We start from the raw sequence: 22,767 nt of genomic DNA on the forward strand, positions 1-22,767 counted from the left end.
TGGCATGTCGTTTCATGGCGGAGGTCTTGTCGGGTCAGATGGAAAGGGTCATGCGCAGCCACGTCCGGCCGCCTTCGGCCGGCAGGAAGTCGGGCCGGGAAATTGGCCGGGCATAGAAAATATCGAAGGACAGCCTGTTCCAGGCCCCGGACACGCCGGCGGCGATGCCCGCCAGCCGCCCGGACGGCATGCCGGCGGCCCGGTTGCTGACCGCGCCGAAATCGAGGCCGGCATAGATGCGCAGCGGCAGCGGCTGCCCGGCCAGCGACAGCGCGGGCCGCAGCGCAAGCTCGTTGCGGCTGAACCAGCCGTGGTCGCCGGACAAGCTGGCCGCATGGAAGCCGCGCACGCTGTAGATGCCGCCGATCAGGATCTGCTCGGACCCGTAGAGCGTGTCCTGCGCCCGCTGCCCTTCGATGCGGGCGGAAAATTCGGCATCGATGCCGGCTGCCCGGAACGGGAAAAAATAGCCGGCCTGGTAGCGCAGCTTGCCGAACTGCGCACGCGGCGCATCGGCCGGCAAGCCGCCGTCGTCACGCAGCGCGCCGAACGCGGACAGGCCGCGTTCGTAGTCCAGCCCCAGCGTCAGCGCCCCGCCCGCCAGGTGCGTGCTGGCGTTGGCCTCGAGGTCGAGTATCGACAGGCTGCGGCTGCTCACGCCGAGCAGTTCGCCTTCGAGGTAATTGCGGGTGGCCTTGCGCAGCAGGCCGACGCCCAGCGTGGCCCGGCCGGACTGGCCGCGCAGCACCGCGCGGCTCAGCTTGAGGCTGACGCTGTCGCTGTCGCCCCGGAAGCGCAGCGGCGTGCCGCTGGGAAGGACGATGCCGGTGGTATAGCCGGACTGGCTGGCAGCCGCGGAAAAAGTCCAGTAGGACAGCGGCAGAATGAAGGTGTAGCTGTCGCTGGACGACGCCCGGCGCGCGTCGTCGTAAGGCTGCGCGCGCCGGTGCGCATAGATCATCAGCTCGTTCAGGCCCAGCAGCCGGTCCGCGGTCAGGCCGACCGCGAGCTGGTTGCGGCCGGTGGCGTCCGAGCCATGGTCGTCCGCGCTCAGGAACGCATGCAGCGGAAAGGCCGGCGCATTGCGGATGACCACCCGGCTCGCGCCCGGCGTGTCGCCGGGCTGGATGTCGAGCCCGGCATTGTTGGACGAGAGCCGGTTCACCTGCTCGATGCCCTGCTCGAAGTCCCGCAGGTTGAACAGCGCGCCCTCGGCGGGGAACACCAGCGCCGGGTTGATGCTGCGCCTGCCGCCGTCGTCCAGTTCGACCGGGCCGACCCGGCCTTCGATCACCAGGATCTCCAGGCGTCCGCCCGACAGGTCCTGCGCCGGCAGGTAGGCGCGGGTCGTGATGTAGCCGCGCTCGATGTAGTCGCCTGTGATCGCGGCCAGAATCTGCTCGATCTGCGCCACGCCCAGGCAGGCGCCGGCATGGCGGCCGACGATTGCGGCGCGCCTGGCCGGGGCCAGGTGCGGCGCGCCGCTGATGACGATGTCGTCGATCCGGTGGCAGGACGGGCCGGCTGCCGATGCATCCACGGCCGGGGGCGGGATCGCGATGCCGGGCGCCGCCGCCGGCCGCTGCGGCAGCGCCTGCTCGATATCGCGGCGCATGCGCTCCTCGTTCTGCCGCTGCAGCACGTCGGCCTGGCGCGCAGCCTCGGCGGCAGGCGTTTGCGCACGGGCGAGGCCGGCATGCAGCGCGGACGTCAGCAGCAGAAACAGGATGGCTTTGATCATGGCAGGGTTCCCGGGATGGCAGGCCGTCGCTGTTGTAGCGCCACAATGTGCGATCAACGACCTTCTTGTGGGTAACCCCGGGGAGTGCAGCGTTCAGATGGCGGCCGGAACGGGACGGCTGCCGGGCGCGTTCAGGCCATGGCGGGAACGGCTAAAGATGGCGGATACGCCTGCCGGGACGGCTTCCGCCGCCGGCGCCGCGCTGCTCCCGGCGCGCAGGCCAGCTGCATCGCGGGAGCCGGGCTTTCCTGCAGGATGCGGGCGGGAACGGTCAGCTGCCGCGGTTGAAGCGCATCAGGTCCAGCAGGTCCGGCCCCGGCCCGTTCCCTTCCAGGCCCAGCGTCTGGACGTAGACGCGCACCGACGGGTCCTGGATGAAGCCGGCCGCCGACGTGTGCGTCAGCAGCATGTCGGGCGACTGCGGCCGCGCCACCGCGTAGCCCTGGACATAATCGACGCCCAGTTCCACCAGGGTCTGCACGGTGGCCTGGTCTTCGGCCCATTCGGCGATGGTGCGCATGCCCAGGCTGGCAGCGAGGGCGACGATGGCTTCGACGATGGTGATGTTGGCCGGGTTGGCGTTCATGTCGACGATGAAGCTGCCGTCGATCTTCATCACGTCGGCCGGCAGTTCCTTCAGGTAGGAGAACGAGGTATAGCCGGCGCCGAAGTCGTCGAGCGCGATCTTCACGCCGCAGCTGCGCACCTGGTCGATGAAACGGCGGGTATTGTCGAGGTCGTGCAGCGCCACGCTCTCGGTGATCTCCATGCACAGCCTGCCGGCCTCTGCCGGGCTGGCGGCCAGCATCGCCAGCGCGTCCTGCACGAAGCGCTCGTCGTTGAGCGATGCGCCGGACAGGTTCATGCAGACGAACTGGGTGGCGCGCAGGCGCCCGCGGCTGGCCGCGAGCCAGGCCAGCGTCGTCGACAGCACCCAGCGGTCTATCATGCCGATGCGCCCGCTGCTTTCCGCCGCCGGGATCACTTCCCCGGCCTGGAGGACGGCACCGTCGCGCCCGCGCATGCGCAGCAGCACTTCGAAATTGAGCGAGCCGTACGGCGCGGACAGCGACATGATGGGCTGCATTTCCAGGTACAGGAAGTCGGTGGCGTCGGCGGCGGAGAGCTGTTCGACCAGCACCATCTCGGCCTGCCGTTCGCGGAACACCGAGGAATCGCGCTCGTACACCACGAGGCCGTTGCTGGCGTTCTTCTTGGCGGCGCGGCAGGCCCGGTCGGCATTGGCCATCACGTCGCGGATGCTGGCGCCGGGATCGATCTCGATCAGCCCGATCGAGCCGCGCACCTGGAACGCCTTGTCGCCGATCCGGTAAGGTTCGGTGCCGATGCGGTCGATGATGCCGCGGCAGGCCCAGGCCGCCGGCGCGATGGCCGTGTCGGGCATCACGATCACGAACTCGTCGCCGCCGACCCGGCCGATCTGCTGCGCGCCCTGCAGCATGCCGGTGATGCGCACGCAGACCTCGCGCAGGATCTCGTCGCCGGCCGCGTGGCCATACAGGTCATTGATCAGCTTGAAGCGGTCGAGGTCGAGATAGGCCAGCGTCAGCGGCCTGGCCTCGGTCACCTCGGCGATGGCGGCGGTCAGCATCAGCTCGATGCCGCGCCGGTTGCTGACCTTGGTCAGCGAGTCGTTCAGCGCGAGGAACCGCAGTTCCTCGGTGGCGCGCCACTGCGTCGTCACGTCCTGGAGCGAGCCCTCGATCTTGCCGCGCGCGAGCGCGGCCCTGGCCATGAAGCGGCGCGCGGCGGGGCCGGGGCCGCCCGCGCCGTCCAGCGCCAGCTCGCCCTGCGCCTGCTGGTGCACCAGCCGGTGCAGCCGGCTCCATCCTTCCTCGCCGAAATAGCCGGACCAGAGGTTGTTCCCCGGCGCCAGCACGTCGGCTTCCAGCATCGCCGTCAGCGCCGGGTTGGCCGACAGGAAGCGCCCCTGCAGGTCGAGCGTGAACAGGCCGATCGGCATCGCTTCATAGGTATGCTCGAGTTCGGCCTGCGCGGCCAGGCGCTGCTGCTGTTCGGCGCGGATCTGCTCGGCGATCGCCAGCGCGGCCAGCAGGCTCGACGACAGCGCCGCGGTGACGCTGTTGACGGTGCCGATCAGCGCCTCGAAGCCCAGCGCGGCCGCCAGCACTTCATACAGGCTGGCCATGAGCGTGACCGCGATCGAGCCGCTGTACCAGAAGGCGCTGCGGGACGGCGTGAGCTTGACGATGCGCGCCATGAAAAACACCAGCACCGCGATGCAGACGCCGGTCGCGACCCAGATGAACGGCAGGAAAACCCGGAAAGGCAGGGCCACCGACAGCACCAGCAGCGGCAGGCAGGTCCATTGCGCCAGCTTCAGCAGCCAGCCGTGGCCGACCTTGGGGAGGTCGTCGCGGAACAGCGTGGAGAACAGCATGATGGTCAGGGTGAAATACAGCGCGGTGGTCAGCAGCCGCGTCTGCAGCAGCCATTCCTGCGGCACGTTGCGCCCGAGCCACTGGGTATCCCAGCCGGCCGACAGCGCGGCCATGCGCAGGTTGACGACCAGCCATGCGGCGAACAGCACGTAGGTGCCCGAGCGCAGGATGATGGCGGTGACCAGCACGAAGGCGGCCAGCACCAGCAGCCCGCCGTCGAGCAGGCCGGCGTTGCGATGGAATTCGTAGGCGGACAGCTGCAGCTGGTCGGCCGGCCATTGCAGCACCGACAGCCGCGCCGGGCCGACGAAACGCATCCGGCACAGCACCTCGGAGGACGCCGTGTCTTCGAGCGACAGGGCAAAGCCGGCCTTGATGCGCGAAATGCCGCCGTTTCCGCCGCTGCGTTCGCCGCTGCCCAGCGGCGCCAGGCTCAGCGCGTCCCAGCAGCTGATGTCGACCGCATGGCGGGACGGGAATTCGACCATGGCCGGCTGCTGCGTGCTCGCCGACGGGGCAACGTTGAAGACGATCCAGAAAGGGGTTTCGGCAAGGCGGGTTTCGAGGCGGCTCACCGGCGCCTGCAGCCGCAGCTGCGCCAGCGCCTGCGCCGGCGTGGACGTGCCGCCGGCGTCGGACAGCGCGCGCAGCGGCAGCGTCTGCGGCCGACCGCTATGGAAACTGCTGTCCCAGGACAGAAGCGCGGCCAGCGTGGCGCCGAGGATCAGCGCCGGCACCAGGTAGACCGACAGCAGGTATAGCAGGAGCCCGAGCCTGTTGCGGCCCGAACCGGTGTTGTTTTCGACCTGCAGAAGTGGGACGGGCATGTTGCGCCGTTTCTGCGGCAGGGAGCGTGTGCGGCGCACAACCTCCTGTCGCCTTGCTCAAGGTAGCACGTTAGCCGAAATTTCCGGCCTTCATGTCCCTGTCAAGCAGCGATCTTGTCCTGGCGCACGTTTTTATGCCGCTGGCGGGCGGGAACGACGGGAATGGCGGGAGGACGGGCCGGGCCGAGGTCGATGTCGGCATGCCTGGTGCGGAAAACCAGGTCGTACAGCGGATGCGCAGCCTCGCGCCAGCGCCGTTCCGCGCTGGCGACCTCGAACGACATCACCCGGTGCGGAATATTGCCGGCATGCTGCAGCGGCACCGCGCCCATGCCGGGATACACGTCGGAAAACATCAGGCGGTCGTACTGGCGGTCGATCGGCGACCGTCCGGCGATCACCAGCCATTCGATGTCATTGAGCACGCAGTACTCGTAATAGGCCTTGAACAGCAGCGTCTTCACCATGCGGCCCACCTGCTGGCCGGTCACGCCCAGCCGGGTGGCTTCGGCCAGCGAACAGGCGCGCAGCGCCGGCGGCAGCGCCAGCGACTGTTCCAGCGCCAGCGGCTGGTGGGCATTGGTCTGGATCCGCATCGTGCCCAGCGGCGCGCCATCGAGCTTGGCCTCCGCCAGCAGCACCGCGACGCCTGGCCGCATGTCCAGTTCCTCAGGCAGCTTGAGAGTCTGCGCAAATTCAGGCAGGTGCCGGCCGTAGGCGGCCTGGCGTATCTGCACCGCCTTCATCAATTCGGCTTCATCACGCACCACGCGCACGGTGAATGGCAGGGCTTGCTCCCGGAGTCCGGCATGCTGCAGGCCAGAACGGCTGGAGTGGACAACGGTGTCGAGATAATGCTGGCTCACGATGACTCCTGAAACAGACGAGCCACCATATTATTTCTTCTGTGAAATGATGCAATACAGAAATATTAACTTTAAGCATTAAATTTCGTGCACCGTCTGCGCGTCCCGGACGCGCGGCCCAAAACGCCGCCGGGGCCATGACGGCTCCGGCGTTTCACTGCATGCGGCTCCCGGAAGCCGTCAGGCGCGGGGCGCCATGTGCGCTTCGGTGCGATCCAGCACCGCTTCCGGCGCCTCGGCGTCCTCGTCGGTTTCATTGTTGAGCTGGCGCTGGAGACGGGCGGTGTCGAGGTCGCCGGTCAGCCTGCCGACGACCACCGTCGCCACGCCATTGCCGATCAGGTTGGTCAGCGCCCGCGCTTCCGACATGAAGCGGTCGATGCCCAGGATCAGCGCCAGGCCGGCCACCGGCACGCCGCCCACCGCCGACAGCGTCGCCGCCAGCACGATGAAGCCGCTGCCGGTCACGCCGGCCGCGCCCTTCGACGTCAGCAGCAGCACCGCCAGCAGCGTGATCTGCTGGCCCAGCGTCATCGGCGTGTTGGTGGCCTGCGCGATGAACACCGCCGCCATCGTCAGGTAGATCGAGGTGCCGTCGAGATTGAACGAGTAGCCGGTCGGGATGACCAGGCCGACCACCGATTTCTTCACGCCCAGGTTTTCCATCTTGGCCATCATGCGCGGCAGCACCGACTCGGACGACGAGGTGCCCAGCACGATCAGCAGCTCTTCCTTGATGTACTTGATGAACTTCCATATCGAGAAGCCGTTGAGGCGGGCGATGATGCCCAGCACCACGAAGATGAAGATCAGGCAGGTCGCGTAGAAGGTGCCCATCAGCTTGCCCAGCGACAGCAGCGAGCCGACGCCATACTTGCCGATGGTGAAGGCCATCGCGCCGAATGCGCCGATCGGCGCCAGCTTCATGATGTAGCCGACGATGACGAACAGCACGTGCGACGTCTTTTCAATGAAGTCGAACACCAGCGTGCCGCGGCCGCCGAAGCGGTGCAGCGCAAAGCCGAACAGCACGGCGATCATCAGCACCTGCAGGATTTCACCCTTGGCGAAGGCGTCGACCACGGTATTGGGAATGATATTGAGGATGAAGTCGGTCGTCGTCTGCATCTTGCCCGGGCCGGTATAGGCGGCGATGCCCTTGGTGTCGAGCGAGGCCGGGTCGATGTTCATGCCCACGCCCGGCTTGACCAGGTTGACGATGACCAGGCCGACCACCAGCGCGATCGAACTGACAATTTCGAAGTACAGCAGCGCGATGCCGCCGGTCTTGCCGACCTTCTTCATGTCTTCCATGCCGGCGATGCCCACCACCACGGTGCAGAAGATGATGGGCGCAATGATCATCTTGATCAGCTTGATGAAGCCGTCGCCCAGCGGCTTCATCGCGGCGCCGCTTTCGGGATAGAAATGACCGAGCAGCACGCCGATCAGAATGGCGGCCAGCACCTGGACATAGAGGGAACGGTAAAACGGTTTGCGGGTCATGAGGTTTGCATCCGAGGAAGGAGGATTCGTTCAGCGCTTGGGCCGTCGGAAAAACTTGCGTTTAAGTAAGGGCGCAATTGTGACCATTTAGCGCATGCCGAACAAGTGTGGATAACCACAACATTGGCAAAACTTTACGCCAACCGGGATTTGTCCGGGCCACCGCCTGCGAACCGGATTGCGTTGCGCCAAACCGGAAAGCCGGGGCCGGCGCAGCCTCAGGAAGCCAGCAGGCTGCGGCCGAGATTGAACAGCATGGTGAGATTGAGCGCGATGATCAGGCAGGCGATCAGGGACGCGGCGAGCGTCATCCAGCGCGGGTTGACGAACGCGCCCATCTGGCTGCGCTGGCTGGTATAGCGTATCAGCGGCACGATGGCGAACGGCAGCTGCAGGCTGAGGATCACCTGGCTCAGCACCAGCAGGCGGGCCACGCCGGACTCGCCGTAGAGGCCGGCCACCAGCAGCGCCGGCACGATGGCCGCGGTGCGGGTCACCATGCGCCGCAGCCACGGCTTCATCTTCCACTGCAGGAAACCTTCCAACACGATCTGCCCGGCCATCGTGGCCGTGATGGTCGAACTCTGGCCCGAGGCCAGCAGCGCCAGCGCGAACAGGGTGCTGGCGATGGCGCTTCCCAGCATCGGCGACAGCAGCCGGTGCGCGTCCTGGATCTCGGCCACCTGCCGCTCGCCGCCCTCGTGGAATACCGCGCTGGAGACGATCAGGATGGCCGCGTTGACGAGAAAGGCGAGGAACAGCGCGATGATGATGTCGGCGGTGGCGAACTTGATGGCTTCGCGCTTGCCGGCGTCGCCGGGCGCGGCCTTGCGATGCTGGACGATCGAGGAATGCAGGTAGAGGTTATGCGGCATCACGGTCGCGCCGATGATGCCGATGGCCAGGTACAGCATCTCCGGGTTGGCCAGCGCCTGCGGCGCCGGCACCATGCCGCCGGCAACCTCGAGCCAGTCGGGGCTGGCCATGAACAGGGTGATGGCGAAGCAGCAGAAGATCAGCGTCAGCAGCGCAATGATCATCGCTTCCAGGTAGCGCATGCCGCGTCCCTGCAGCCAGAACACCAGCAGCACGTCGAGCGCGGTCAGGGCCACGCCCCACGGCAGCGGTATATGGAACAGCAGGTTCAGCGCGATGGCGCTGCCGATCACTTCGGCCAGGTCGCAGGCGCAGATGGCGATCTCGCAGGCGATCCACTGGAGCAGCGCGGACGGCCGCGACGAGTTGGCGCGGCAGGCCTGCGCCAGGTGCATGCCGGTCGCCACGCCCAGCCGTATCGCCAGCACCTGCAGCAGGATGGCCATCAGGTTCGACAGCATGATGACCCACAGCAGCGAGTATCCGAAGCCGGAGCCGGCCGCCAGGTCGGTGGCCCAGTTGCCGGGGTCCATGTAACCGACCGCGATCAGGTAGCCCGGGCCCATGAAGCCGAGCAGCCGGCGCAGCCAGCGTCCGGGCGCAAGCCGGCCCGGGTCTGCCTGCATCGGAGGCAGACCCGGGCCTACGGTGGCGCTGTCGACCGGCGGCGGCGGCGTCATGCAGCAGCGGCCGGCGTCAGGCGATACGGCATCAGGAGCCCGGCTTCGGTGTCGCTGCGCCGTCGGCCACGGTGCCGCTGCCGCCCTGCTTGCCGGGGTTCAGTTCGGCGCCGGTGACAGGATCGCTACTCGGGTCGGACATCGTGCGCATCGCCATTTTTTCGACCATTGCCGCTTCCGGCGTGCTCAACTGCACGCTGCCCAGGCCGCTTCCGCCGTCCACCGCCATTTGCTGTTCGCGGTCGGAGACGAACTGCCATTGTTCGCCCTGGTTCCAGGAACCGCGTTTCTCGGGCTCGCCATGCGACATGTTGAAATACACATTGGTGAAGCGGCTGTCGCCCGGCAGTTTGCCCGGTGGGAAGTTCGGTTCGATCGCGTACAGCGCCTTTTCAAAGGACTTCTGGTGCGCGATCTCGCGTGTCATCAGGAATCCCAGCGCTTCCTTGACGCCCGGGTCGTCGGTCAGGTTGATCAATCGTTCATAGACGATCTTGGCGCGCGCTTCGGCAGCGATATTCGAACGCAGGTCGGCCGTCGGTTCGCCTATCGTGTCGATATAGGCAGCCGTCCATGGCACGCCGGCCGAATTGACGAGCGGCGGACCGCCGCCATACAGCACCTGGGTCAGGTGGCTGTCATTGCCGGCGCCGGTAATCGAGCGATAGATATCGGCTTCCGACTCCACGCCTTCGGCCAGCCGGCCCTTGGCGCCCTTGTTCAGCATGGCGACGATGGTGCCGATGACTTCCAGGTGGCTCAGCTCTTCCGTTGCTATGTCGAACAGCATGTCCTTGCGCCCTGGATCGTCCTCGCTGACGGCCTGGGTGAAATAACGCATCGCAGCAGCGAGTTCGCCTTGCGGCCCGCCGAACTGTTCCAGCATCAGGTTCGCCAGGCCAGGATTGGTCTCACTAACCCGGACGGTATATTGCAAACGCTTGTTATGAGCAAACATTTCGATCTCCAGTCATGGTTCGGGGTGGAACTGAAAGGGCAAGAACTTCCCCTCAGACGCCAAGTCAGCATAGGTAGCCCCGGCCATCCCTTGTATAGGACGCTTTCCCTTACGGCTGTAGGAGGATACTGATCGGCTCATGACGCCGGCGCACGATCCCGCGCAAAATTAATTTCTGTAATGACAACGTTTCAACTTCGAAATAGTTGTTTTTTGTGTAAAAGTACTGACTGGCAACAAACTTTGGCGATATGGTGCTTCTACAATGGGCATGACTTGACCGCCTGCAGGAAATTTACCGGACCGGTATGCGATCCACCTGCATGAATTGCTGGAAAATACGCAAACAGCCGGTTTCCAGACCGCGCGAACTACGAACAAGAGGATAACCATGGAGAATCTGGATACCGGAACCCTGGACAACTGGTATGCCAACCGCGCAATGCCGATGCCGACGCAATTGCAGCGGCTTGCCGTCATTGCGCCCGACGATGCGCCGGGGCTGGCGCTGCTGCGGCAGCGGCTGGCGCAGCGCGGGCCGCGGTCGCTCAACTGCGACCATTTCGCCGCGGGATTCAATGGCGCGGCCAGCGTCAGCCTGATCAGCGCATTCGAGCAGATCCGCCAGCGCCACGCGACCGATCCCTATGACATCGTGCTGCTGCTCGAAGGCCGGCCGGAAGCGCTGGGCATTGCGGAGTCGAACGGCCTGATTCCCGGGCAGGTCAGCCGCATGCCGGTCCCGGTCTGGACTGCCATCGGCGAGGACGATGCGAATACCGAACTCGGCGACGTCGCCAACCGGGTGTTTTCCAGTCCCGCCGCGCTGATCGGCGCGCTGCCGCTGCAGGGCGGGCAGGCGCAGGCGGAGGCGCCCATCCCCGCGCCGCAGCCGGAACGGCAGCCGGTCGCCGCACCGGTGTTCACCCTGGTCAGCGCATCGGACGACGCCGCGCCCGCGCCGCTGCCTGCACTGCCCACCTTGCCCAGCCGCCATGCCGCGGCGACCCCCGCCCATGCCAGCGCACATCCGCTGGTGCTGTGCGCGGCCGGCGCCGTGATCGTCGCCAGCCTGACCGCGGTGGCCGCCATGCTGGGCTGGCTGCCGTCCAGGACCCATGCCGATGCCGGCGTCCCCGGGCGTCCCGCAACGACGATGACCAGCCTGCCGTCGGCCGCGCCGGCCACGCCGACGACCGGCAGGGTCGTCAATGCGGTCGATGCGGGCCCAGCCGCGCTGCCTGCCGGCAGTACGCCCGAGCCGGCAATCGAGCCGGCGCCTTCTCCGTCGACACCGCAGAGCAGCGGCATCGGCGAGGACGCGGCGCTGGCGGGTGCGGGCGCGGCTGTCGGCGCGGCCGGCCTGGCAGGCGTGGCCGCTCAGGCCGGCGCGGCAACACAGGCGCAGGCGGCAGCGCCGGCGAAGCGGGTGCGCCGCACGCCGCGTCGGCAGTCCGAGACGCTGACCGCGCAAGCGCCGCGCCAGGTGGGCAGCAGCGAGGTGCCCATCGTCGAATTCGTCGGCACAAAGTCCCGGGAACAGGTGATTGCCGAAATGATGGAAGCCCGCCGCGCGGCGAACCGGCAGGCAGCGAATGGCAACTATTTCCCGTGGCCGAGCGGGGCTGCCACCCGGCGTTGATTGTCATCAATGGTGATAAAAAGAAACCCAGAACTTTTTCTACGGAAATAAGTCCTATTGATCCGCTTGCATTTATATGCGGGCTAACGCACCGTCCCGGCGTGCACAAAGGAGACAAAATTCTGGCTTTCCCGTCATCACGATTATTTACTTTCGTAAAGAAGACAGCATGATCCCTTCAGAAGAAATCCATCAGGCGAAAATTCTTGTCGTGGACGACTGCGAGGATAATTTATTCATGCAGATCGAAATCCTCAAGATGGCGGGCTACAGCCAGATTTCCTCGTGCTCGGACTCCAATGAAGTGCTGGATCTGCACATCAAGAATGCCTACGACCTGATCCTGCTCGACATGCACATGCCGGGCATCAACGGCCTGGAAGTCATGGCGCGGCTGCGCGAGGTCGAGAAGGATTCTTACCTGCCAGTACTGGCGATTACCGGTGACCGCGGCTTCAAGATTGCCGCGCTGGAAGCAGGCGCCCGGGATTTCCTGACCAAGCCGTACGACATGACCGAGTTCCAGATGCGGGTGCGCAACATGCTCGAGGTGCGCCTGCTGTACAAGACCGTGGCCGAGCAGGGGCGCATGCAAAAGGAAATGGCCCTGCACGATGCGCTGACCGGCTTGCCGAACCGCCGGCTGCTGGTCGATCGTATCGAAAAGGCCATGCAGCATGCCAGCCGCGGCCACAACATGATGGCGGTGATGTACCTGGACCTCGACGGATTCAAGGCGGTCAACGACACGCACGGCCACCATGCCGGCGACGAGCTGCTGAAGATGGTGTCAGACCGGCTGCTGCGCGCGATCCGCAAGGAAGACACGGTTGCCCGCATCGGCGGCGATGAATTCATCGCCGTGCTGTCCGACATCGCGCATGTCGACGACGTGATCCGGCCGGCGTCCAAGGTGCTGCGCTTCCTGTCCTCGCCATTCGACATCGACGAGCTGGCGGTCAAGGTCAGCGCCAGCATCGGCATCGCGTTCTACCCCGGCGATGGCCAGGATGTCGAAGCGCTGATTTCCCACGCGGACAAGGCTTTGTACGACGCCAAGCGCGCCGGCAAGAACCGTTACCACTTCAGCGACCTGCCGATGCTGCTCGGCGCCGTCATGTAACAAATTCCGGCTGCCCCCCCGCCAGCCTGTTGTCAGTCGCCTACAAATCCCACCCAATTCTGCTTGTCCATTCAAAAACTTTCCCAAGAGAAAGATTGTGTCTTAAAATTCTGTGCCCGGTTACGCCCGTCCTCTCAGATGGCGTCCGATTCCATGGAGCATGACACGATGTATCGCCCCGCAGCCGCCCTCCTGCTCCTGTTGCCATGCTGGTATTCCCATGCCGGCTGCGAGGTGGCGACGGACGGCGGCGACACCGTTACGCTGGTGGTCAAGAGCGGCGGATGCTTTCGCTCGCCGGAGCAGAAGCAGGCGTTCGCCGCGCAGCTGAAGGAGGCGGTGGGGGCAATGAACAGGGAGAGCGGCGGGGGCTTGCACAGAAAATCGACTGCCGAACAGCTGAACGGTTTCGGCGACCTGAAACGCCAGGCCAGGAATCTCTCGCCGGCGCCGCCGGTGTATTACGGCCAGCGCTGATGCGTCTGCGGCAATGGGCATGCATTATTGCGCAGGATGCGGCGAACGGCGGTGCATGGACGCCATGCCGGTATGCCGCCCTTTTCGGCGATCGGCAACACAAGCAATGCGTTCCGGCCGTTGCGCCCGGCAGGCTGTGACGCGGACTTGCCGGCTGCTTAAATCCCCATGCTGACGAACAGCAGCAGCACGTCTCCGTTGCCCTTGTGCTGCGACAGCCGAGGCACGTACGAGGCGCGCAGCTTGATGTCCCGGCTGCCGATCGACGCCAGCGGCAACGCGACCGGAAACGGAAATCCGCCAAAGTAGTCCCGCCGGCTCATCAGGATCGCGGTGTAGCCGAGGCCCAGCTCCAGGCCGCTTCCGCCCATCGGGTAGATCCACTCGTGCGCATAGCCCACCATCAGCTGCGGCTTGAAATGCGAGTCGGAGATGCCCAGCGCATAGACGATATCGTCGTTGCCACGCGCATTGCGCAGCCGCCAGCCGCCGCCCAGGCCCCATGCCTTTTCGTTCAGCTCGTCCAGCCGTTCCTTCGTATAGGTGCTGCGGCCGTGCCGCGCATAGCCGGACAGGTAGAGTTCGGGTGTGCCCTGGTCCCGGATCAGCCTGAAGCCGTCGACCGCTTCATTGCCCCAGTCCTGGACGGTGGACCAGGCGCCGGCATGCGCAGAGGCGGGAATCAGGGCCAGCGGCACTGTGAGCGCCAGTGACTGAAGAGCGGGATGGAAAAGGCGTTTTAATTGCATGGTGGTGGATAAATGAGTTTTTAGGAAATCCTGTGCGTTGTGCAAACAGACCCGATGCCGGCGAAAGATAGTGAACGTGCAATTGTGTGCAGTCAAATCGGCCGGTGAACTTCGGCCCTTCGCGCGGCTCTATTTCGTAACAGAAAACATCAGCGCGTTGTCGCGCAGGAGTGTAGCGCATGAGTACGATCGACGTTGGCAGGGGGGATGAAAACCAGCCCGTTCAGCTTTTTTTCCAGGACATCGGCAAGGGACAGCCCGTTGTGCTGATCCATGGCTGGCCGCTGGATCACGCGATGTGGGAGCACCAGCTGCTGGCCCTGCCGGCACACGGGCTGCGCGTCATCGCCTATGACAGGCGCGGCTTCGGCGCTTCGTCCAAGCCGTGGGAAGGCTATGACTACGACACCTTTGCCGACGACCTCAAGGCGCTGCTCGACGCGCTGGACCTGGAAGACGTGGTGCTGGTCGGCTTCTCGATGGGCGGCGGCGAGGTGGCGCGCTACATGTCCCGGCATGGCGGCGCGCGGGTCAAGAAGGTCGCCTTCATCAGCGCTGTCACGCCCTTCCTCCAGAAAACCGCCGACAACCCGGACGGCGTCGACGAAGGCGTGTTCGCCGGGATGATAGACGGCCTGAAAAAGGACCGCCCGGACTTCCTGACCACCTTCGGCAAGCAGTTCTTCAATGTCGGCCTGCTGCGCCACCCGGTCAGCGACGCGACGCTCGAATGGACCCGCAGCCTCGCGTTCACCGCGTCGCCCAAGGCTACGGTGGACTGCGTGCGCGCATTCGCCGGCACCGATTTCCGGGAAGACCTGAAGTCGATCACGGTGCCGGCGCTGATCGTGCATGGCGACGCCGACAACACCGTGCCGATCAAGGTCAGCGGCGCGCGCACCGCCAAGATGATGCCGGGCGCGCAGTACAAGGTCTACGAAGGCGCGCCGCACGGCCTGTTTGTGACCCATCACGAAGAGCTCAGCCGCGACCTGGTGGCCTTCATCAAGGGCGCCTGATCCGGCGCTGGCCCGGATGGGCCACGGGGCGCCGTTGCGCCCCGCCATGCCTATACCGACAACCATATCAAGCGGAGTAAGCACATGCTCGAAAAACTGCCCGACGCGGTTGGCCACGCGCTGCGCAACCAGCGCGCCGGCCTCGACCAGGTCGTCTTCAACCAGGTCGGCCTGGGCCACGGGACCGCGTCCCTGAAGCTCGGCAGCCTGTCCTTCGCCGACCATGCGCCGATGCCGGCGCTGTACACGGCCGACGGCGACGGCATCTCGCCGCCGCTCGACTGGAGCGGCGTGCCGCCGCAGGCCGCGGCGCTGCTGCTGATCGTCGAGGATGCGGATGCCCCGACGCCGCATCCGCTGGTGCATGCAATCGTGGTCGACCTGTTGCCGCAGGATGGCGCGCTGCCGGAAGGCGCGCTGAAGGGCGGCGGCAACGACGGCGCGGGTTACCACGCCGGCCGCAATTCCTACCTGCAGGCAGCCTGGCTTCCGCCCGACCCGCCGCCGGGCCATGGGGTCCATCGCTATGTGTTCCAGCTTTTCGCGCTGGACGCCGACCCCGGCTTCAGCGAAACGCCGGGCCGCGAGGAAGTGCTTGAAGCAGTGCGCAGCCATGCGTTCGCCAGCGGCTGCCTGGTCGGCACCTACACCCGGCCGGACGGCTCCATCAGCGTCGACGACGCGGTGCCGGTCGCCAATCCGTAGGATGTAATAAGCGCAGCGCACCACACCATTCGCCAATCAACTGCCGTCGCCCGTTCGCAACCAATGGCGTAATGCGCTGGCGCTTATTACACCCTGCGGTTTTTCATGGCGTTTTAAGGCCCGGGACGGGTTTTCACTCGCCGGCGGCGATCTGCCGGAGCGCCTGCGCGAACACGTGCGCCGGCTGGCCGCCGGAAATCAGGTGGCGGTCGTTGATGATCACCGCGGGCACCGAGTGGATGCCGGCGTCGAGGTACATCCGCTCGCGTTCGCGCACCTGGTCGGCATACTCGTCCGAACCCAGGATCGCGGCGGCGCGGCTGCGGTCCAGCCCGACCGATTCCGCCACGTCCATCAGCACCCCATGGTCGCTGGGGTTCTCGCCCCGCGTGAAATAGGCCTCGAACAGCGCATGCTTGAGTTCGCGCTGGCTGCCCTCCTCCTCGGCCCAGTGCAGCAGGCGGTGGGCGTCGAAGGTGTTGTAGATGCGGCTGCGCTTGCCCGCGCCGAACGTGAAGCCGACTTCCTCGCCGCGCTGCCGTATGTGCTCGCGGTTCGAGGCCATCTGCTCGGGCGTGGCGCCGTATTTCTGCGAGATGTGCTCGTCGATGTCCTGGCCTTCCACAGGCATCTGCGGGTTGAGTTCGAAGGGCTGGAAATGCAGGTCGGCGCTGATTTCGCCGCGCACTTCGGTCAGCGCCAGCTCCAGGGAATTGAGGCCCACCGCACACCATGGACAAGAGATGTCGGACACGAAATCGATTTTCATTGCAGCAGCCATGACGCACCCTTAACCGGTTAAAGCTGGCATATGTATCCGATCCGGCAATATTCAATATGCCAGTGATTTCACGCAACGGCCGGGAGCGCCAACCTGAGCACAATAAGACGGTCCGTCCAACCATAATAGGTCGTCGACCAGATGAATGCACGCATTGCAAGCTCCCGTCCAGGCTCCTCCGCCGCCACCGGCAAGCCGCGTCGCCGCGCTACCGACGCTTTCGATTCCCTGCTCCGCAATACCTTCGGCATACGCCGCCTCCGCCCCGGCCAGCGCGATGTGATCGACAGCGTGCTGTCGGGCGCGGACACGTTTGCGCTGATGCCCACGGGCGCCGGAAAGTCGCTGTGCTACCAGCTTCCGGCCATGAAGCTGCCCGGCCTGGTGCTGGTCGTCTCGCCGCTGATCTCGCTGATGCGGGACCAGCTGACCAAGCTGGAAGAGATGGCCATCCCCGCGGTGCAGGTCAACAGTTCGCTCAAGCGCGACGAGGAAGCCTCGGCGCTGGAGGCGATTGCGAATGCCCGCTGCCGCATCGTCTTCGCCACGCCCGAACGGCTGGCCCAGCGCGAATTCATCGAGCTGCTGCAGACCCAGAAGACCGCGCTGTTCGTGGTCGACGAGGCGCACTGCGTGTCGCAGTGGGGCCATGACTTCCGGCCAGCCTATCTCGACCTTGCCGGCGCCATCCGCGCGCTCGGCAAGCCGCCGGTGCTGGCGCTGACGGCCACCGCGACCGACGATGCGATCGCCGACATCGTCAAGCAGCTCGGCCTGTCGCGGCCGCGCATCATCAACACCGGCATCTACCGGACCAACCTCCAGTACAGCGTGGTCCAGGTCACCAGCGACCGCGAGAAGCTCGACCAGATGCTGGCGCTGGCCGCGCGGCACCAGGGCTCGGGCATCGTGTATGCGGCCACCGTGGCCGCGGTGGAGCAGCTGCATGCGGCGCTGACGGAACAGGGGGAAAGCGTCACCCTGTACCACGGCCGGCTCGGCGCCAGGGAACGCCAGCACAACCAGGACCGCTTCATGGAAGGCGAGGCGCGGCTGATGGTCGCCACCAATGCATTCGGCATGGGCATCGACAAGGCCGACATCCGCTTCATCATCCATTTCCAGATGCCCGCCAACCTGGAGGCGTATTACCAGGAGTCCGGCCGCGCCGGGCGCGACGGCGAGACAGCCAACTGCATCCTGCTGTTCCAGTTCAAGGACAAGCGGGTGCAGCAGTTTTTCCTGGCGCGCGATTACCCGGACGGCGACGACGTGCGCCATGTCTACGCCGCGGCCGCCACGCTGGCCGACCGCGGGCCGACGCCGTTCGCCGACCTGTGCGCCGCGCTGCCGACGATGTCGGCGCAGCGGATCCGGGTTGCGCTGAAGCTGCTCAAGGACGACGGCCTGCTGGCCCAGGACAAGCAGCTGCGCATCCGCGGCGGCCGCAAGGCTGCCGACGCCACCACCTTCGACCGGCTCGCCGGCGCCTATGCGGACAAGGCCGAGCGCGACCGGGAAGCGCTGGAGCAGATGGTTTCCTATGCGCAGAGCGGCTATTGCCGGTGGAAGCTGCTGCTGCAGTATTTCAACGAAGCCGAGGAAACGCCCAGCGCCTGCGGCGCCTGCGACAGCTGCCTGCGCACCGTGACGCTGGAAGACAGCTTCCCGGCGCCGGTGGAAGCCGTGCCCGCGGCCGCGCCGGCCATCGCGCAGCCGGCGCCCCTGTTCGCCGTGGGCAGCAGGGTCCGGGTGCCGCGCCATGACGAGGGCGAAGTCATCGCCATCGCCGGCGACATGGTGACCATCACCTTCGGCGACGGCCACGAGAACAAGACCTTCCTTGCAAGCTATGTGCAGCCCAGCGAGGCCGCAGCCAACCTGACCGGGGGAACAGCATGAGCCAGCCGTCATCCAGCGGCGACGACGACGACACGTCCATCTGGATCGTCTTCGAAGAACCGCCTTCCTTTCCCAACCAGTACGTGGCGCGCCTGTATCGCAGCTACGTCGACACCGGCGAATACGTCGTGGGCGCCACCCTCAACGAGGTCCGCTCCAAGCTTCCGCCCGGCCTGATGCGCATGGAGCGCAGCAGCCAGGACGATCCGCTGGTGCGGGAATCCTGGATCTGAGCGGGCACGGGTAGCGGCGGCCGGCGGAGATCGCAGGGCGGGCAGCGCGGGCAGGATTCGTCCCTGCGCAAACCCGCCCCGCGCCGGCGGCAGGCGCCGATACGCTGCATGGTATGCTTGCCGTTCAACGCGCGCGGCAGGCCGGCCCGGAGCCAGCCTTCCCGCCGCGCCTGTCAAATCCAGCAAAGGCGGCGGCACAACGTGGGACTCTTCGGCCTGTTCGGAAAAAAGGATGCGCAAAACCCGCCGGGCGACAAGCAGGCGCCGCGTCCCCGTTCGCCCGCCTCCCCGCCTCCCGACACCGAGCAGCAGCGCCAGCGCAACCACCGCGCCACCGACACCGCCAGGAAGATCGACGCCATCGAGTCCGAGATGTCGTCCGAATTCGTCCCCACGCACCTCCTGACCGGCAACAGCCAGGCGGCGCCGGAGCCCGGCCAGCCCGGGAACGCGCTGCCCGACCTCGCCAATTCCACCGACATGCTGCTCGGCGCCGACCTGCGCGGCGCCGGCCTCGAAGTCAATGCGTCGCAGGCGGCGCCGGTGCTGGAGGAAGCGGCCATCCTGTTTGCCAACGAGCAGGACGCGGTGGCCGAGCAGATGCTGCGCATGGCCATTGCCGACAATGCCAATAGTGCCGACGGCGGCGCGGAAGCCTGGCTGATGTTGTTCGACCTGTACCAGGCAACCGCCAGGCAGACCGATTTCGAGCATCTTTCGATCGATTACGCCCGCCGTTTCGAAACCTCGCCGCCGGCCTGGCGCAAGACCGCGGCCGTCGCCGCCGGCGGCCGCACGCTGCCGTCGGTCGCGTTCGCCGGCAAGCTCGACGCCGGCATCATCAAGCTGGTGGAACGGGTGCAGAAGATCGCCGACGAGCACCAGGCGCTGCGCCTCGAATTCGGCCGCGTCACCGAGGTCGCGCCGGTCGGCTGCGGCCTGCTGCTGCGGCTTCTGAAAAAACTGCAGAATCACGATGTCTCGATCACCGGCGCCAACGACCTGGCCGCCCGCATCCGCGCCATCATCGAAATCGGCCGGCGCGACGAGACCGAGGCGCCCTGGCTGCTGCTGCTGGAAATCCTGCGCCTGCAGAACCGCGAGCACGAGTTCGAGGAAACCAGCATCGACTACTGCATCACGTTCGAAGTGTCGCCGCCGCCCTTCGTCGCGCCGGTGCACCGCAGCGGCGCGCAGCCGGGGGAGCCGGAAAGCGCCGCCAGCGGCAGTGCGTTCCTGATGCCGGCCGTCGTTGACAACCGGACCGAGCAGTTGCTGGCAGCCATCGACGGCCATGCCCTGCTGCACGACCCGCTGGTGCTGGACTGCTCGCGGCTGGACCGGGTGGACTTCAGCGCCGCCGGCCAGCTGATGATGGGCCTGGCGCCGCTGGCGCGCAGCGGAAAGACCATCGAGATGCACGACGTAAGCCGGCTGATCGTCGCCTTATTCTCGATGATCGGCCTGGCCGACATCGCACGCATCGTCCCGCGCCGGCACTGAGCCAGCACCAGGCGCATGCCGCACGGCCATTGCCTGACTTGTAATTAATCTGCCCGACCCCATTTTTCTTTTTCGGACCGGCGCCGCCAGGGGTTGCGATGCGGCCGGCCGTTTCAATTCAGAGGCAAGCATGGAACAATTTCACGGAACCACCATCCTGTCCGTGCGCCGCGGCAACATCGTGGCGCTGGGCGGAGACGGCCAGGTCACGCTGGGTAATATCGTCGTCAAGGGCACCGCGCGCAAGGTCCGCAAGCTGCACCAGGGCAAGGTGCTGGCAGGCTTCGCCGGCGGCACCGCGGACGCGTTCACGCTGCTGGAACGCTTCGAGTCCAAGCTCGACAAGCACCAGGGCAACCTGATGCGCTCGTCGGTGGAACTGGCCAAGGACTGGCGCACCGACCGCATGCTGCGCCGGCTCGAAGCCATGCTGCTGGTCGCCGACCGCGAGACGACGCTGATCATCACCGGCAACGGCGACGTGCTGGAGCCGACCGACGGCATCGGCGCGATCGGCTCCGGCGGGGTCTATGCGCAGTCGGCCGCCAAGGCGCTGCAGGAAAACACCGACCTGTCGCCGGAAGAGATCGTCAAGCGCTCGCTGACCATTGCCGGCGAGCTGTGCATCTACACGAATCTGTCGCACATCATCGAAACGCTGGATTAAGCGTTCAAGACGCACTCACACCGGGAAACAACATGAATATGACGCCTCCGGAGATCGTCTCCGAACTCGACAAACACGTGGTCGGCCAGGGCCGCGCCAAGCGCGCGGTGGCCATTGCGCTGCGCAACCGTTGGCGGCGCCAGCAGGTGCAGGAGCCGCTGCGCCACGAGATTACGCCCAAGAACATCCTGATGATCGGACCGACCGGCGTCGGCAAGACCGAGATCGCGCGCCGCCTGGCCAAGCTGGCCGACGCGCCCTTCATCAAGGTCGAGGCGACCAAGTTCACCGAGGTCGGCTATGTCGGGCGCGACGTCGACACCATCATTCGCGACCTGATCGACATCGGCATCAAGCAGACGCGCGAACATGAAAAGCGCAAGATGATGACCCGCGCCGAAGAGGCGGCGGAAGACCGGGTGCTCGACATCCTGCTGCCGCCGGCGCGCGACTTCGGCTTCAACAATGCCGGCAATGCCGAGAGCACCGACAACAGCACGCGCCAGACCTTCCGCAAGCGACTGCGCGAAGGCTCGCTGAACGACCGCGAGATCGAGATCGACCTGGCCGAGGCCGCGCCGCAGATGGAAATCATGGCCCCGCCCGGCATGGAGGAAATGACCGAGCAGATCAAGTCGATGTTTTCCGGCATGGGCGCGAACCGCAAGAAGTCGCGCAAGGTGAAGATCAGCGAGGCGATGAAGCTGCTGACCGAGGAGGAAGCCGGCAAGCTGGTCAACGAGGACGAGCTGAAGCAGAAGGCGATCGCCAACGTCGAGCAGAACGGCATCGTGTTCCTGGACGAGATCGACAAGATCGCGTCGCGCTCCGAGTCCGGCGGCGCCGACGTCTCGCGCGCCGGCGTGCAGCGCGACCTGCTGCCGCTGGTCGAAGGCACGACCGTCAACACCAAGTACGGCATGGTCAAGACCGACCATATCCTGTTCATCGCGTCCGGCGCCTTCCACCTGTCGCGGCCGTCGGACCTGATCCCGGAGCTGCAGGGCCGCTTCCCGATCCGGGTCGAACTGGACTCGCTGTCGATCGCCGACTTCGAGCGCATCCTGACCGGCACCGACGCCTGCCTGACGCGCCAGTACGAAGCGCTGCTGGGCACCGAGGACGTGAAGGTCGATTTCCGCGACGACGGCATCCGGCGGCTGGCCGAGATCGCCTATTCGGTCAATGAAAAAACCGAGAACATCGGCGCGCGCCGGCTCTACACGGTCATGGAAAAGCTGCTGGAGGAGCTTTCCTATTCGGCCAGCGACACGCAGGAGAAGACCCTGGTGATCGATGCCGCGTACGTGGACGAACGGCTGGGCGAGCTGGCGGTCAACGAGGATCTGTCGCGCTACGTGCTGTAGGCGCGGGTCGTCGCGGTCTGCGCAAGCGCTTTGCCTTTGCCTTTGCCTTTGCCCGCGCAGCGACTGTTGCTGTTGCTGTTGCCGTTGCCGCTGCTTGTGAAGTGGCCGTTGCAGTGAATCCCCGTTAGATGGCGACGCGTCGCCAGTGCCTGAAACGGATAAAGAAGCGTCCGCTGTCTGAGCGAAGCGAGTTTCGGACGCTTCCCGTTTCAGGTGCTGGCGGCGCGTGCAGTCCGCGCAGCGGACCGCCATCGTAGGGGTCGCCTTTTTTGCCCCACTTTTTTGGCGAAGCAAAAAAGCGGGTCGGCCGCCGGGCCGAACACCCGGCTACTCCCCACGGCAGTGAAGCCTCAACGTTTCACCCGTCAGCAGACGCAGCATCGTCGCCTTGCGCTGTGGCGCGTTCTCGTAACGTGCAGCCGTCGCAAACTGCAAAAGCGGCTTCGCGACGGTACGCCTGCTGGCGGATGAAGCAATACGTGTGTCCTGCCGGACGACCTAGCCGGGTTTCGGCCCGGCAGCCGACCTACTTCTCTTGCTTCGCCAAGAGAAGTAGGCAAGAGAAGGCGACCCCGGAGATGCCGCCCCGCTACGCGGGGTGCCCACGCCGCTGGCACCGAAATCGGGAAGCGTCCGAAACTCGCTTCGCTCAGACAGCGGACGCTTCTTTATCCGATTTCGGCACCAGCGGCGTGGCGTCATCAACGGGGATTCACTACAAC

General features: G+C 65.9%; 18 protein-coding genes. 10 read left to right on the forward strand and 8 right to left on the reverse strand.

The features are described from left to right. Window positions 1–34: 34 nt before the first annotated feature. The 6 genes from QOL82_RS16835 to QOL82_RS16860 all read right to left on the reverse strand — a co-directional run bounded on the left by QOL82_RS16835 (window position 35) and on the right by QOL82_RS16860 (window position 9,877). Complete coding sequence (locus tag QOL82_RS16835) at window positions 35–1,741, reverse strand: ShlB/FhaC/HecB family hemolysin secretion/activation protein (protein ID WP_283443463.1); 1,707 nt, start codon at window positions 1,739–1,741, stop codon at window positions 35–37. Window positions 1,742–2,012: 271 nt separating this feature from the next. Beyond that, on the reverse strand, window positions 2,013–4,991 hold the full coding sequence (locus QOL82_RS16840; RefSeq protein WP_283443464.1) for an EAL domain-containing protein: 2,979 nt from the start codon (window positions 4,989–4,991) through the stop codon (window positions 2,013–2,015). Window positions 4,992–5,092: 101 nt separating this feature from the next. Continuing rightward, window positions 5,093–5,857, reverse strand: coding sequence for a hypothetical protein (locus QOL82_RS16845; protein WP_283443465.1), 765 nt, complete (start codon window positions 5,855–5,857; stop codon window positions 5,093–5,095). Window positions 5,858–6,037: 180 nt separating this feature from the next. After that, entirely contained in the window at window positions 6,038–7,363 is a 1,326-nt protein-coding gene (locus QOL82_RS16850) for a dicarboxylate/amino acid:cation symporter (protein ID WP_283443466.1), read from the reverse strand. 218 nt (window positions 7,364–7,581) lie between these two features. After that, window positions 7,582–8,919, reverse strand: coding sequence for an Nramp family divalent metal transporter (locus QOL82_RS16855; protein ID WP_283443467.1), 1,338 nt, complete (start codon window positions 8,917–8,919; stop codon window positions 7,582–7,584). Between the two features lie 31 nt (window positions 8,920–8,950). Then, complete coding sequence (locus tag QOL82_RS16860; RefSeq protein WP_283443468.1) at window positions 8,951–9,877, reverse strand: manganese catalase family protein; 927 nt, start codon at window positions 9,875–9,877, stop codon at window positions 8,951–8,953. A 391-nt stretch (window positions 9,878–10,268) separates the two neighbouring features. Here QOL82_RS16860 and QOL82_RS16865 point away from each other — a divergent pair, with 391 nt between their 5' ends. From QOL82_RS16865 to QOL82_RS16875, 3 genes are all read left to right on the forward strand, one after another. After that, the gene (locus tag QOL82_RS16865) at window positions 10,269–11,519 is read left to right on the forward strand and encodes a hypothetical protein (protein ID WP_283443469.1); all 1,251 of its coding nucleotides are present in this window, start codon (window positions 10,269–10,271) and stop codon (window positions 11,517–11,519) included. Between the two features lie 169 nt (window positions 11,520–11,688). Further along, on the forward strand, window positions 11,689–12,642 hold the full coding sequence (locus QOL82_RS16870) for a GGDEF domain-containing response regulator (RefSeq protein ID WP_283443470.1): 954 nt from the start codon (window positions 11,689–11,691) through the stop codon (window positions 12,640–12,642). Window positions 12,643–12,810: 168 nt separating this feature from the next. Next, the gene (locus tag QOL82_RS16875) at window positions 12,811–13,119 is read left to right on the forward strand and encodes a hypothetical protein (protein WP_283443471.1); all 309 of its coding nucleotides are present in this window, start codon (window positions 12,811–12,813) and stop codon (window positions 13,117–13,119) included. 158 nt (window positions 13,120–13,277) lie between these two features. Here QOL82_RS16875 and QOL82_RS16880 read toward each other — a convergent pair whose 3' ends face one another. After that, a complete protein-coding gene (locus QOL82_RS16880; RefSeq protein ID WP_283443472.1) occupies window positions 13,278–13,817 on the reverse strand; it encodes a hypothetical protein in 540 nt (179 codons plus the stop codon). 230 nt (window positions 13,818–14,047) lie between these two features. On the opposite strand from QOL82_RS16880, the gene QOL82_RS16885 reads away from it, so the two are divergent. Further along, a complete protein-coding gene (locus QOL82_RS16885) occupies window positions 14,048–14,887 on the forward strand; it encodes an alpha/beta fold hydrolase (protein ID WP_283443473.1) in 840 nt (279 codons plus the stop codon). A gap of 84 nt (window positions 14,888–14,971) precedes the next feature. Beyond that, the gene (locus QOL82_RS16890; protein WP_283443474.1) at window positions 14,972–15,592 is read left to right on the forward strand and encodes a YbhB/YbcL family Raf kinase inhibitor-like protein; all 621 of its coding nucleotides are present in this window, start codon (window positions 14,972–14,974) and stop codon (window positions 15,590–15,592) included. 133 nt (window positions 15,593–15,725) lie between these two features. Here the strand turns inward: QOL82_RS16890 and QOL82_RS16895 are convergent, their stop codons facing one another. After that, window positions 15,726–16,373, reverse strand: a complete 648-nt coding sequence (locus tag QOL82_RS16895; protein ID WP_283443475.1) for a DsbA family oxidoreductase — start codon at window positions 16,371–16,373, stop codon at window positions 15,726–15,728. A gap of 141 nt (window positions 16,374–16,514) precedes the next feature. Here QOL82_RS16895 and QOL82_RS16900 point away from each other — a divergent pair, with 141 nt between their 5' ends. The 5 genes from QOL82_RS16900 to hslU all read left to right on the forward strand — a co-directional run bounded on the left by QOL82_RS16900 (window position 16,515) and on the right by hslU (window position 22,045). Beyond that, window positions 16,515–18,275 (forward strand): RecQ family ATP-dependent DNA helicase, encoded by a 1,761-nt coding sequence (locus QOL82_RS16900; protein ID WP_283443476.1) that lies wholly within the window; start codon window positions 16,515–16,517, stop codon window positions 18,273–18,275. Next, a complete protein-coding gene (locus QOL82_RS16905) occupies window positions 18,272–18,508 on the forward strand; it encodes a hypothetical protein (RefSeq protein WP_283443477.1) in 237 nt (78 codons plus the stop codon). The genes QOL82_RS16900 and QOL82_RS16905 overlap by 4 nt, the downstream gene beginning before the upstream one ends. 201 nt (window positions 18,509–18,709) lie before the next feature. After that, entirely contained in the window at window positions 18,710–20,011 is a 1,302-nt protein-coding gene (locus tag QOL82_RS16910) for an STAS domain-containing protein (protein WP_283443478.1), read from the forward strand. Window positions 20,012–20,141: 130 nt separating this feature from the next. After that, a complete protein-coding gene (hslV, locus tag QOL82_RS16915; protein ID WP_283443479.1) occupies window positions 20,142–20,678 on the forward strand; it encodes an ATP-dependent protease subunit HslV in 537 nt (178 codons plus the stop codon). 32 nt (window positions 20,679–20,710) lie between these two features. Further along, on the forward strand, window positions 20,711–22,045 hold the full coding sequence (gene hslU / locus QOL82_RS16920; RefSeq protein ID WP_283443480.1) for an ATP-dependent protease ATPase subunit HslU: 1,335 nt from the start codon (window positions 20,711–20,713) through the stop codon (window positions 22,043–22,045). Window positions 22,046–22,767: the final 722 nt, after the last annotated feature.

It is taken from the genome of Noviherbaspirillum suwonense, assembly GCF_900182955.1.
Classification (GTDB): Bacteria; Pseudomonadota; Gammaproteobacteria; order Burkholderiales; family Burkholderiaceae_D; genus Noviherbaspirillum_A; species Noviherbaspirillum_A suwonense.